General features: G+C 59.8%; 11 protein-coding genes. 6 read left to right on the top strand and 5 right to left on the bottom strand.

The window, feature by feature from the left end; all coding sequences use genetic code 11:
- Positions 1-34: 34 nt before the first annotated feature.
- The gene (locus tag ACP0KA_RS02235) at positions 35-1,072 is read right to left on the bottom strand and encodes a patatin-like phospholipase family protein (RefSeq protein WP_424627211.1); all 1,038 of its coding nucleotides are present in this window, start codon (positions 1,070-1,072) and stop codon (positions 35-37) included.
- Positions 1,073-1,308: 236 nt separating this feature from the next.
- Here ACP0KA_RS02235 and ACP0KA_RS02230 point away from each other — a divergent pair, with 236 nt between their 5' ends.
- Positions 1,309-2,364, top strand: coding sequence for a hypothetical protein (locus tag ACP0KA_RS02230; protein ID WP_424627210.1), 1,056 nt, complete (start codon positions 1,309-1,311; stop codon positions 2,362-2,364).
- 175 nt (positions 2,365-2,539) lie between these two features.
- Complete coding sequence (locus tag ACP0KA_RS02225; protein WP_424627209.1) at positions 2,540-5,020, top strand: putative bifunctional diguanylate cyclase/phosphodiesterase; 2,481 nt, start codon at positions 2,540-2,542, stop codon at positions 5,018-5,020.
- Here the strand turns inward: ACP0KA_RS02225 and ACP0KA_RS02220 are convergent, their stop codons facing one another.
- Positions 5,021-5,590: a nitroreductase family protein gene (locus tag ACP0KA_RS02220; RefSeq protein ID WP_424627208.1), complete on the bottom strand. Its 570-nt coding sequence runs from the start codon at positions 5,588-5,590 to the stop codon at positions 5,021-5,023.
- Between the two features lie 292 nt (positions 5,591-5,882).
- Positions 5,883-7,892 (bottom strand): threonine--tRNA ligase, encoded by a 2,010-nt coding sequence (gene thrS / locus ACP0KA_RS02215; protein WP_424627207.1) that lies wholly within the window; start codon positions 7,890-7,892, stop codon positions 5,883-5,885.
- A 266-nt stretch (positions 7,893-8,158) separates the two neighbouring features.
- On the opposite strand from thrS, the gene ACP0KA_RS02210 reads away from it, so the two are divergent.
- Positions 8,159-9,280, top strand: a complete 1,122-nt coding sequence (locus ACP0KA_RS02210) for an MFS transporter (protein WP_424627206.1) — start codon at positions 8,159-8,161, stop codon at positions 9,278-9,280.
- Here ACP0KA_RS02210 and yidD read toward each other — a convergent pair.
- Positions 9,277-9,615, bottom strand: coding sequence for a membrane protein insertion efficiency factor YidD (gene yidD, locus ACP0KA_RS02205; RefSeq protein WP_424627205.1), 339 nt, complete (start codon positions 9,613-9,615; stop codon positions 9,277-9,279). The two genes, ACP0KA_RS02210 and yidD, sit on opposite strands and share 4 nt — an antisense overlap.
- 252 nt (positions 9,616-9,867) lie before the next feature.
- On the opposite strand from yidD, the gene ACP0KA_RS02200 reads away from it, so the two are divergent.
- Positions 9,868-10,797 carry a hypothetical protein gene (locus tag ACP0KA_RS02200; protein WP_424627204.1) on the top strand — a complete coding sequence of 310 codons (930 nt, stop codon included), beginning with the start codon at positions 9,868-9,870 and terminating at the stop codon, positions 10,795-10,797.
- 13 nt (positions 10,798-10,810) lie between these two features.
- Here ACP0KA_RS02200 and ACP0KA_RS02195 read toward each other — a convergent pair whose 3' ends face one another.
- The gene (locus tag ACP0KA_RS02195; RefSeq protein WP_424627203.1) at positions 10,811-11,311 is read right to left on the bottom strand and encodes an iron-sulfur cluster assembly scaffold protein; all 501 of its coding nucleotides are present in this window, start codon (positions 11,309-11,311) and stop codon (positions 10,811-10,813) included.
- A 264-nt stretch (positions 11,312-11,575) separates the two neighbouring features.
- Here ACP0KA_RS02195 and folE point away from each other — a divergent pair, with 264 nt between their 5' ends.
- The gene (folE, locus tag ACP0KA_RS02190; protein ID WP_424627202.1) at positions 11,576-12,244 is read left to right on the top strand and encodes a GTP cyclohydrolase I FolE; all 669 of its coding nucleotides are present in this window, start codon (positions 11,576-11,578) and stop codon (positions 12,242-12,244) included.
- 112 nt (positions 12,245-12,356) lie between these two features.
- The gene (gene hisI, locus ACP0KA_RS02185; RefSeq protein WP_424627201.1) at positions 12,357-12,797 is read left to right on the top strand and encodes a phosphoribosyl-AMP cyclohydrolase; all 441 of its coding nucleotides are present in this window, start codon (positions 12,357-12,359) and stop codon (positions 12,795-12,797) included.
- Positions 12,798-12,805: the final 8 nt, after the last annotated feature.

The following is a 12,805-nucleotide window of genomic DNA, read 5'->3' as shown; positions in this document are numbered from 1 at the left end:
GCCGAGGAATTTTCGCGATAGCCGGCCTACGCCTTTAGGGCGAGGTCGGCTGCGCGGTGCCGGGCGGCTGGCTCGCGGTCGACGTGAGCAGATTGATCGCCTCTTGAATCGACTCGATGTTGCGTTCGGCGGCGCGAATGCCATGGCCGATGGTTTCTTCCGCACGATGGAAATCGAACCATCCGATGCGTCCGACGCGCGGCGAAATCAGGACATCCGGTGGATCACCAGCAAGGCGCGATCGCGTGATGCGGTCCTGCATGATATTGAATGCTTCGACCATCACGGTGGAAATCCCCGGCCGGCTGGCGCTGCCGAAGAATTCCCGCTTCACGGTCTTCTCTGCCGAGAAGAATTTTCCGAAGCCTCGTTTCTCCACCACCGGTTCGGCGGGCGCTTCGGGCTCCGCTGGCCGCTTGCCGTGGGCAGAAATGATGGTGCCGTGTCCGAAAACATCCGTGCTGACGTTGCAGGCGATGACGATCTCCGCACCGAGCGCACGCGCTGCCGAGACCGGCACCGGGTTCACGAGCGCGCCGTCCACCAGCCAGCGATCCTCGATCAACACTGGCTCGAAGATGCCCGGGAGGGCGTAGGACGCACGCACCGCATCGACGAGCGGCCCGTCGGTGAGCCAGATCTCGTGGCCGGTTTTGACCTCGGTCGAGACTGCAGCAAACTTCAGCGGAAGTTCATCGATCAGGATGCGGCCGAACGACGCTTCGAGTTGCGACGCAAGCTTACTGCCGCCGATCAGGCCGGAACCATTCAACCGGATATCGAGATAGCTGAAGATGTTGCGGGGCAGGAGGCTCTTCGCCCAGAGCTCAAGGGTGTCGAGATGGCCTGCGGCATAGGATGCGCCGACCACCGCACCGATTGAGGTGCCCACCACGATGTCCGGAACGATTCCGTTCGCCAGCAGGGTGCGCAAAATGCCGATGTGGGCGAAGCCGCGCGCGGCACCACCGCCGAGAGCCAATCCGATCACCGGCTTCTTCGTGACGCTGGTCTCTATTCCGGTTTTGCCGCGGGAGCCGCTCTGGCCGAACCCGATCAAACTTTCCAACACTGGCGGTCTCCCTGACAGCGACGACGGCGAATCGGCCGCACGCCTGACCAGGCCATTAAAGCGCGAAATGTGAATGATTGTGCCTGAACACACCCCACGCGTAATCAGAAAATGTGACTGAACGGCGACTTATGTTGATTTTGCAGAGATCAGGCGGCCCACAGGGGTTTTGATAACGCTCGTCAAGCGTGTTCTCAGGCTTGAATTTGCCTCGTTTTCAGTGAAAAACCAGCCGCATGACAATCCTCCGACATCATGGCCGGCCCGTCAGGCGTGTTGCGCGCCTGGCATGGCTGTTCGCGTTGTCATGTCTGGTGGTCACGCAACCTGCTGCGGCGCAGTTTTTCAGCGACAATCCGCCACCGGTTCCGCCCAACAATGTTCCCGAAGCTCCGACGCCGTCCGGCCCCGCCATCAGCCTTGCGCCGCCGTCGCCCGGCCCTGCGTCAACGCCCGGTCTGCCGGCAACGCTGACCCAGCCGCCGGTCACGACCGCGCCACCGCCAACGCCGACGACACAGGCGAACCTGCCGGGGCAGAGTGTGCTCGCCCTCAGCGCGCGCTTTGGAAAGGATCTTCCTGTCGTCAATGCCGGTATTATCTGGCGTGTTTATTCCGACAAGCCTGATGCAAACGGCGTATTTCAGCTTGTCCGCGAAGATCGCAGCGCGACGCCGAACATCGTTCTCGCACCGGGCGGTTACGTGATTCATGCTTCGCTCGGTCTCGTCAGCGCCGTGCGCCCTGTGACGCTGCGCCAGGAAACCTTGCGCGAGTCGTTCGAGCTTCCTGCGGGTGGTCTTCGCATTGAAGGCAAGGTCGGCAGCAGCAAGATCCCGCAAGGGCAGATCACGTTCTCGCTCTACAAAGGCAGTCAGTTCGAAGTCGGGGAACGTGCGCCGATCGCGCAAAACGTTGCGGCAGGCGATGTGCTGCTTGTGCCCGAAGGCGTCTATTACATCATCTCGAACTACGGCGACGCGAACTCGGTGGTGCGCTCGGATATTCGCGTGCAGGCCGGTAAGTTGACCGATGTGACCGTGACCCATCGCGCGGCCGTCATCACGCTCAAGCTCGTCAGTGACAAGGGCGGCGAAGCGTTGGCGAATACAGCGTGGTCTGTCATTACGCCCGCAGGTGACGTCATCAAGGAGTACAACGGTGCGTTTCCGCGTGTCGTGCTGTCCGAAGGCGAATATCGCGTGATCGCGAAGAACGAGGGGAAGGTATTCGAGCGCCCCTTCAACGTCTCGAACGGCGTGGACGGCGAGATCGAGGTTATCGCGCGATAAATTGTGTCGTGAAACTGTCATAGTTGCTAACCGCACTAACCATCGCTCGACTTATAACTTTCACAATCGCCGCATTCTCCCTATCCAGAAAACCTGTTTACGCGGATTTAAGTGGCGCGGCATTGGATGCTACGTAGACACGACAGGACGTCGCGTCGATCGGTAGAGGTGCGTTGTGGTTGCGGTCGAAAAAGTGTCACGGGCAGTGACCGGTTCGGACTCGGATAAATTTTCTGATGTCGCAGTCTTGCGCCGCAAGTGGCATGCAGCTCTCAAGCCGGAAACCAAGCTGCCCTCGTTTGAAGACGTGATGCTCGGCAGCCTTGGTCGCCTGTCCGATCACGTCATGCTCATCAAAGGCGTAGACTCCGACCTCGAAATCTCTCGCGCCGGCCGATACGTCGAAACCTGGCTGGATATGGAGGTGTGGGACACGCCTCTCACCATGCTGCCGCCAGACTGCGCGCTGATGCTGGAAGAGGCTGCGGCCAGTGCTTGTCGCAATGGCAAGCCGCATCTCACATCGGCTCATTGCGTACGTGACGGGCTGGTTCAGGCTTACGATATTTTCGCGTTGCCGATGACGTCGCGTTGGGGCGAAACGCTGGTTGGCGCGTATGTGAACGAACGTGGGCAGCAATACAATTTGCTCGATGCGATCTTCTACGCAACAGATGACGGTATTCTGTCACTGGCGACCATTCGCGATGCGCACGAGCGGCCGTTTGATTTCCAGATTGTCCAATTCAACCAGGGCACCGCAAAATTGCTAGGGGTTGAGGCGGATGAATTGCGCTGGCGTCGCCTGAGCACCGGCAGTCATGCGTTATGCTCGCCGGAGATCGTTGCGAAGCTGACAGCGGTCATTAGCAGCAATTGTGGCGACCAGTTCGAGGTGAGCGTTGGCTCCAATACCTTGAAGATCAATGCGGCGCCGGTAGGAGAACTGATTTCGATTTCGCTGACCGATGTCACGAATCTCAAGCGGCGCGAACAGTCGTTCCGGTTGTTGTTCGAAAGCAATCCCATGCCGATGTGGGTGTTCGACGCCGAGACGAAGGAGTTTCTCAACGTCAATGACGCCGCGGTGAAGCATTACGGCTATAGCCGCTCGGATTTCCTGACAATGAAGCTGCAGGACATCTGGCCTCGCGACGAGTGGGAGGAACACACCCGTGCACTGGGCTTGATTGGCGACGTCTATCAATCAGGCTCGAATTGGCGGCACCTGAAGGCGGACGGCAGCGAAATCGAGGTGCTGACGTTCGGGCGCCGCGTGCCGTTTAACGATCGTGATGCATTCCTTGTTTCCGCCGTGGACATCACCGAACGCCGAAAGGCGGAAGCTCGCGTCGCTTTCATGGCTCATCATGATGCACTGACCGGGCTGCCTAATCGTGTGCTGTTCCAGGAACGCCTGCAAAGCGACCTGGCGCGCACCAAGCAGATCGACAAGCGCATCGCGGTGCTGTGCATCGACCTTGATCTCTTCAAGCACGTCAATGATTCATTCGGTCATCCGATGGGTGACCGTCTCTTGAAAATGGTGGCGGAGCGGCTGGGAACAAACCTGCGCGCGACCGATCTCGTCGCACGGCTCGGTGGCGACGAATTCGCCATGATCCTCGAGATGGATTCCTCGCCCAATGAGGTCAGCCAGTTTGCCGCGCGCCTGATCGATAGACTGAGCGAACCTTACAGCATCGACAGCCTGGAAATCGTCATTGGTGCCAGCGTTGGTATTGCGATTTCGCCGGGCGATGGCAAGACCGGAGAGGACTTTCTGCGCAATGCAGACATGGCGCTCTATCGCGCCAAGTCCGAGGGCGGCGGCGTGCACCGCTTCTTCGAGAAGGACATGGACCGCGCGGCACAGAAGCGCCGGGACATGGAACTGGACTTGCGCTATGCGCTGGCGAACGACGAATTCGAACTCCACTACCAGCCACTGATCGATGTGTCCGAGAACCGCATTGTGGCCTTCGAGTCACTGGTGCGATGGAACCATCCGAAGAAGGGGATGATCTCCCCGGCTGATTTCATACCCGTGGCGGAAGATATCGGCCTGATTGTCCAATTGGGCGAATGGGTGTTGAAGGAAGCCTGCGAGCAGGCGGCGCAATGGCCTAAGGACATCAAGGTCGCGGTCAATCTCTCGCCAGTGCAGTTCCGTAGCCGCAATCTTGTCCCGGCAGTGATCGGGGCCTTGGCGCGCTCTGGACTGTCGCCATTCCGGCTGGAACTTGAAATTACGGAATCGATTTTCCTCGCGGAGACCGAAGCCAATCTCGCAACCTTGCATCAGCTGCGCGAACTCGGCGTCCGGATTTCGATGGATGACTTCGGCACCGGCTACTCGTCCTTGAGTTATCTCCGCAGCTTCCCCTTCGATAAAATCAAGATTGATCGCTCCTTTGTGCGTGACCTTGCCGATCGATCCGATTGCGCCGCGATCATCAGGGCAATTTCCGGCCTCGGCCGTAGCCTGAATATTTCGACGACCGCAGAAGGCGTGGAGACAGAGGATCAGCTCGATGCGCTACGGGCGGAAGGATGCACGGAGGTGCAGGGCTTCCTGTTCAGCGCGGCGAGGCCGGCGTCGGAAATTTCGGAGTTGATCGCGACGTTCGGCAAGCCGGCGTCGCAAGCCGCCTGATCATTCGCCGAACCGCGTGACGATTTCGTTCAAGGACGGGCGAGGGCGGTCCTCAATGGCGCGGTCCGATCGTCCGATGTGGATGAAGCCGGCAATTTTCTCTTCGGATTGCAAACCTAGAGCGGTGAGCACATCACGATCGAACGCGATCCAGCCAGTCAGCCAATTCGCGACGTAGCCAAGGGCATGGGCGGCGTGGACGATGTTCATCGCGCTCGCGCCGGCCGACAGTTGCTGTTCCCACGGCGGCACTTTGCGGTGCTCGGTGGTTTTGCTGACCACAGCGATGACAAGCGGGGCGTGAGCAAAGCGCTTTTTTTCGACGTCGACTTGATCCGGCGTCGCGGTGACGTTTTTCAGCCGGAAAATGCGTGCGAAAATCTCACCGGCCTTCATCCGCGCATCGTTCTCGAACACGATAAAGCGCCACGGGGCGATCTTGCCATGATCCGGCACGCGGGACCCGATGGTCAGGATCGTCTCGAGCTCCGCAGGCGAAGGGCCTGGACCGGTCATTTCCAGCGGCTTGAGCGAGCGGCGTGTCTTCAGAAGTTCGAGGGCGTCGGGCATTCGGGCTCCAGAGCGCGGGATGGCTGCAGTCTTGTTCAAATATCGGCATGCAATAGCGGATGGCAAGGCAAAGAGCTTAAGAGACCTCTAAACTCGCTTTGCTTGCGATCTTGCGCGTTTAGGATAGTCCGCCTCGGAGGCTCTGCGGCGGTTTAGCGCAAAGGACTTGGTCGAGAAAATCCGATTGTCCCGATTTGTCGTCAGGTGATCGGTGCGTAGCGGTGTCATGCAATTAAAAACACCCTCCGCTCAATCTGAGCGGAGGGTTTTCTGTTCGTCGAATGAGTTCGTCTTACGCGTTGCGGGCCCGCTTGATATCCGGCGGGGTCGCTTCATCGGCGAGCGCCTTGAGGGCCTCGTCGAGCGGCAGCACGGTCTGGCCTTCGCTGCCGAGGCGGCGGATCGAGACAGCGCGGTTCTCTGCTTCTTTCTTGCCGACCACGAGAAGGGCAGGCACCTTGGCCAGGGAGTGCTCGCGCACCTTGTAGTTGATCTTCTCGTTGCGCAGATCGATGTCGACGCGTAGTCCCGCACGCCGGCATGCCTCCACGACCTCGCGGGCGTAGTCATCGCCATCGGAGGTGATGGTGGTGACGACGGCCTGCAATGGCGCAAGCCAGAGCGGGAAGTGGCCGGCAAAGTGCTCGATCAGGATACCGGTGAAGCGCTCAAGCGACCCGAGGATCGCGCGATGCAGCATCACCGGCGTCACCTTGTTGGAGTGCTCGTCGATGTAGAACGCACCGAGGCGGCCCGGCATATTCAGGTCAACCTGAATGGTGCCGCACTGCCATTCGCGGCCGATGGCGTCGCGCAAGGTGTATTCGAGTTTCGGTCCGTAGAACGCGCCTTCTCCCTTGTTGAGGGTCCAGGCGTGCTGCGTCGCCTCAAGCGTCTTCATCAGGGCGTTTTCGGCGATCGTCCACACCGCATCGTCGCCGATGCGCTTCTCGGGGCGGTCCGAGAACTTGATGTGAACGTCGTCGAAGCCGAAATCCTTATAGATCGACAGGATCAGGTTGTTCATCGCCAGGCACTCGTCGGCGATCTGCTCCTGCGTGATGAACACATGGGCGTCGTCTTGCGTGAAGCCGCGCACACGCATCAATCCGTGCATCGCGCCTGAGGGCTCGAAGCGATGGACCTTGCCGAACTCCGCGAGCTTCAGCGGCAGTTCGCGATAGGACTTCAGGCCGTTCTTGAAGATCTGCACGTGGCCGGGGCAGTTCATCGGCTTGATGGCGTAGACGCGATTGTCATCCTCGCGCTTGGCCGTCATGAACATGTTTTCGCCGTAGGTCTGCATGTGGCCGGTCGTGACCCACAACTGCTGATCCATTAATTGCGGCGAGTTGACCTCGTGATAGCCCGCCAGCGTCTGGCGGCGACGGATGTAGTTCTCCAGCATCTGGAACAAGGTCCAGCCTTTGTGATGCCAGAACACCGAGCCGGGCGCTTCTTCCTGGAAGTGGAAGAGATCCATCTCGCGGCCGAGGCGGCGATGGTCGCGCTTCTCGGCTTCCTCGAGCTGCTTCAGATAAGCATCAAGATCTTCCTGCTTGGCGAACGCCGTGCCGTAGATGCGCGTCAGCATCGGATTGTTGGCGTCGCCGCGCCAATAGGCCCCTGCAACCTTCATGAGCTTGAACGCGTTGCCGATCTTGCCGGTGGACGTCATGTGCGGACCACGGCACAGATCGAACCAGTCGCCCTGATAGTAGATCTTGATCGGTTCGTCGCCCGGGATGGCGTCAACCAGCTCAACCTTGAACGCTTCGCCCTTGTCGCGGAAGACCTGCTTGGTCTTCTCGCGAGACCAAACGTCCTTGGTGAACGGTTGATCGCGCGCAATGATCTCGCGCATCTTCTTTTCGATGGCGGCGAAGTCTTCCGGCGTGAACGGCTCATTGCGGAAGAAGTCGTAGTAGAAGCCGTTGTCGATGACCGGGCCGATGGTCACCTGTGTGCCGGGCCACAGCGTCTGCACCGCTTCGGCAAGCACGTGCGCGGCATCGTGCCGGATCAGCTCCAGCGCGCGCGGGTCGTCGCGGTTGATGAACTCGATAGCGGCATTGTGTTCGATCGGGTCGGCGAGGTCGCTGACTTCGCCGTCGAGCGCCATGGCGACGGTGCGCTTGGCGAGTGACGGCGAAATGCCCTTGGCGATGTCGAGGCCGGTGGTGCCTTTTGGAAATTCGCGCTTGGCGCCGTCGGGAAAGGTCACGGTGACCTGGTTGGTATCGACGGGCTTCAGATTTGCGACGGAGTACGTGAAAGAAGAGGGGGTATTCTTATCAGACATGATCTGCTCCTTTGGCTCACTCCTGCGAACGGGCGCAGGTAAGCGATACGGGTGTATAGCAGCCGAATCGGGCGCTGCAATGATCAGATATGCATGTTTTGCTACCTCGCTGCAGAGGCCGGTCCTCAAGCCGAGGACGCGAACATCGAGGCGACGTCTGCGGAGTGAAACGGGCCTCCGTTGTGCAGGCATGCATTTACATGCATTTGCATTTAAATCGCTCCCTGCTACAAAGCGCTATGAAACGCTTTGCGCCGACAGCCCTGATGCTCGGAAATTTTGTGACTGGCGTGAGCGTACTCGCGCCGGCCGCGATGTTGACCCAACTATCCGATGGGCTCGGCGTGACGATCCGGGAAGCCAGCCTGCTCGTGACATTCGGCGCGATGGTGTTGTGTATCGGATCGCCGTTAACCGCGTGGCTCACCAGCCGGTTTGACCGCAGGTTTCTCCTTGCCGCGACGTTGATGTTTATGTCGGCGGCGCATCTCGCGTCCGCTCTTGCTCCGAATTATGTGTCGCTGCTGATCTTTCGGTTGGTGATGCTCGCCGTGGGCGCTCTATTCACACCCCAGGCCGCCGGTACGGCATCGATGATTGTGCCTCCGGAGAAACGCGGGAGCACGCTGTCTTATGTCTTTCTCGGCTGGTCGCTGGCGGCGGCTCTGGGCTTGCCGGTGATCACGTATGTTGCAAGCCATACCGATTGGCGGGCTGCCTATGGTGGAATTGCCGTCATCGCGTTGATCAGTTCATTGCTTGTGGCGTGGCGGCTGCCGGTTGGGCTCGCGGGCGTGCCGGTCGATATCAAAACCTGGACCGCACTCGGCCGCAGCCCTCTCGTGGTCGTGTTGCTCCTCATCACGACCTGCCAGATGGCCGGGCAGTTCGTGGTGTTTACATTCGCGGCGCCGTTGATGGCGCGGTTGACGAAGGCGGGTCCCGAAACCATCGCGTTGGTGTTTCTGACGTGGGGGGCAATGGGCTTTATCGGCAACATGCTCGCGAGCCGGATCGTGGATTCCTGGGGAGCATGGCGCTCGTCGTTGTTGTTTACATCATCGCTGCTGACAGGCGTGATTGGCTGGGCGATCGGATCGGAAGCAATCCCTGCCATCTTTGTTGCGATTGCTTTTTGGGGATTTGGATTCGCCGCCACCAATTCCATGCAGCAGGTGCGATTGGTCGCTGCTGCGCCGCCGCTCGCCAGCGCTTCCGTGTCGCTGAACACGTCGGTGCTCTACATCGGTCAGGGCATCGGCTCTGCCATCGGGGGCTCGCTTTATGTTCGCGATGCCTTTGTCGCAATGAATTATGCTGCGATCGCCTTCGTCGTCGTTGCTCTCATGCTGATTGTGCTGACAAAGCCGCGCGCGGGAGCGAACTAACTCGAGCCGTCGTTGACGCCGCGCCACCGCGCATAACGCCATGGGAGATACCATCGCGCATTGGCGGGCGTGACGTGCGAAACGTTGTCGATACCGGATGTGCCCCACGGTTGGCAGCGCAGCAAACGCGCCAGCGTCATCCATCCGCCGGCCCACAAGCCGAACCTTGCGATGGCCTCATCCCCGTAGACTGAACACGTCGGAAGGTGCCGACAGTTATAGCCAACGAGCGGCGACAGCGTATGGCGGTAAATCCAGATCAAGCCGCGCCCGGCATGACGCGGCAGCCGATGAAGCGTGTCACCGCAAGCGGAACAATGGAACGAATGTTTCATCTTATTTTAGCGGCTTTTCCGGCGTTTGTAGATTCATGGACGCTGAACTGGCGGTTCCTTCGCAAGGAACTGGAACTGGCGACATTCGCGCCACACCTCGCGAATTATTGCACGGCTGGGGCTGCGCCGCAGCAAAAGTGTAATAGACGCTGACCGTTCACAAGGTTACTTTTTCATAACGTCCACGTGACGGAATCGTCATGTGGAAAGGGTCGGATACCTTTGCTTAGTCGGGCGGGGAAGGAACTAAACTTGCAGCTCGTGAGGTCGCTTCGTCTCGGCGGCTGGGTGCGAATTTGCGCCAGCGTCTTTTGTCTTTCGCTGACTGGCCCCGCCATGTTGGGGGTGTCGGCAACGCGCGCCGATGCAAGCCTGGAAGTTCGCAAACTTCCCATGACCTTCACCTGGCACGAGGCTTCCAACACGTGCGACCGTGACTGCAACGGCTGGGTTGCTGCTGTCGGTATCATCACGGCGGATACGCCTGCGAAGTTCGATGAGTTTTCCAAGCAGCGTAAGCTGAGGGGGAGCACCGTCGTGCTTGATTCAAGCGGCGGCTCGGTGCTCGATGCGATCACACTCGGACGGCGCTGGCGCGAACTCGGCCTTCGGACCACTGTCGGTACCATCGTGGAGAAAACCGACACAGGCAATTCCAGGCGCACGATCACACCCGACGCGTATTGCGAGTCGATGTGTGTCTTCCTGCTGCTGTCCGGCAATACGCGCCATGTTCCAGCCGGTGCCCACGTCCGCGTGCATCAGATCTGGATGGGAGATCGTGCTGACGACGCGAAAGCGTCGAGCTATTCCGCGCAGGATTTGATGATTGTTCAGCGCGACGTCGGCCGGCTTGCGAAATATACCTTCGATATGGGTGGTTCGGGAGATTTGCTGTCTCTCGCTCTCAGCGTTCCGCCGTGGGAGCCGCTGCATGAGCTGTCGACGGCCGAGTTGCGCCTCACCAACCTCATCACGACCGATGCCGTTGCCGAAGTGAAGGCCGTTCCCGACGTGAAGAGCGGTGCAGCCGAAGTTGCTTCCAAGCCGGTCCAGGACCGGTTTGTCAGTGCTGTCGATACGTCCGCCAAGAACACGCAGCTCAATCCGCTGCCGACAAAGACAGCCACGGCCGAGCCGCCGACCGGTGGCGCGGCGCCCGCGAATGTGGATCGCAAGTAGCCGCTTGAGCGGGTTAATTTCGTGCCGTGGCGAGGCTTTCAGCCGACTGGCCGGAAGCCTTCTCGCCTGAACCCTGCTCACCAGAACGCTTGGTCTCGATCTGGCCGATGGCATCGACAACCGCGTCGAAGGTCAGCATCGTTGAGGCGTGGCGAGCCTTGTAGTCACGCACGGGCTCGAGCAGCGCGATGTCCCCCCATTTCCCTTCGGGCGGGGCGCCGTTTTCCTTGAGCATTTTCCGGACGGTTTCGCGCAGTTCGCGCAGTTCGGCTGCATTCGAGCCGATCACGTGGCTGGCCATGATGGAGGAGGAGGCCTGTCCCAGGGCACACGCCTTCACGTCGTGGGCAAAATCGCTCACCACGCCGTCCTGCATTTTGAGGTCGACCTTGACGGTGGATCCGCACAGCTTCGAATGGGCGGTCGCCGAGGCGTCCGGATCGGAAAGCCGGCCCAGGCGCGGAATATTCCCCGCCAATTCGATGATTTTCTTGTTGTAGATGTCGTTCAGCATGCGATCAAATTCGCTCTGGCATGAGACCTTTGCCGGCCGGCAACCCTTGGCGGTCGGTACCCGGTTCCTATATAGTACCGTGGATACAGGAATAAACTGCCTGCATCTCAGCAATGCGGGAAATCGTGGTGATTTTCCCTTAAATTGGCTGCCACTGTGCAAGGTGAGGCGTCCGGCAGCAGGTTGGGCTGTCGCGGCTGACCGGTGACACTCCGGCCCTCCGCAAGGCTATTGCGGCAAGAGGGACGGTCGAACGGAGACGATATGGACGCGATCATCAAGCCTATCCGCACCGCCAAGCCTGCGGAAAAATCCGAAATTCCCGCTTCCGATTACATGGCTTCGGCCATCCGGCCGGATCTGGTCCGCCCTTCGCGCGACGAGGCCGAGCAGGCCGTAAAGACGCTGCTGGCCTATATCGGAGAAGACACCGCCCGTGAGGGGCTGCTCGATACGCCGCGGCGCGTGGTGGAAGCCTATGACGAGCTGTTCCAGGGCTACGCGCTTTGCCCGGCCGAAGTGCTCAACCGCACCTTTGGGGAGACGGCGGGTTACGATGATTTCGTGCTGATCCGCGATATCAACTTTAACTCGCACTGCGAGCATCACGTGATGCCGTTCTACGGCAAGGCGCACATTGCGTACGCGCCGGTGGACCGGGTTGTGGGTCTCTCAAAGCTTGCGCGCCTCGTCGATATCTTCGCGCATCGCCTGCAGACCCAGGAGCATCTGACGGCGCAGGTTGCTGGCGCGATCAACGCCATCCTCAAGCCACGCGGCGTCGCGGTGGTGATGGAGGCCGAGCACACCTGCATGTCGGTGCGCGGGATTGGCAAGGAAGGCGCCAAGACTCTGACGTCGCGCTTTACCGGTGTGTTCCAGGACAATCCTGAAGAGCAGGCGCGTTTCCTCAATATGGTACGCGGGATTTAACGCCAATTACTGGCGCCTGACTTGGAACTGCCGACGATTGATTCAGGCGTCACGTCGCTTGCGCGTACGTGGAAATCTTCACAACGATAGCGAACATTTTTCGGAAATTCCCGTGACTGAAGCACCTTCATCTCAGGCCGCTCTCGCTGACATCGAAGAGGGGTTGACGTTCCGGCCCAAATTCGATGCGGCCGGTCTTGTGACCTGTGTGGCCACCGATGCGGCCTCAGGCGATGTGCTAATGGTTGCGCATATGAACGATGAAGCGCTGCGCAAAACCATCGAGACGGGGCAGGCCTGGTATTACAGCCGTTCACGCAAAGCGCTGTGGCGCAAGGGAGAGAGCTCCGGTCACGTTCAGCGTGTTGTCGAGATGCGAATGGATTGCGATCAGGACGCGGTCTGGATTCGTGTCGAGCAGAGCGGGGGCGGCGCCTGCCATACCGGCAGGCGCTCATGTTTCTATCGCGCGGTAACCGGTGACGCGGGCTCGGCAAAGCTTGTGTTCGTGGATGCCGACAAGGTCTTTGACCCGTCGAAGGTCTATCGCTGAGCCTGTTC

The organism is Bradyrhizobium sp. SYSU BS000235, assembly GCF_049747295.1.
Taxonomy (GTDB): domain Bacteria; phylum Pseudomonadota; class Alphaproteobacteria; order Rhizobiales; family Xanthobacteraceae; genus Afipia.
This window is presented reverse-complemented; position numbering and strand designations above follow the sequence as displayed.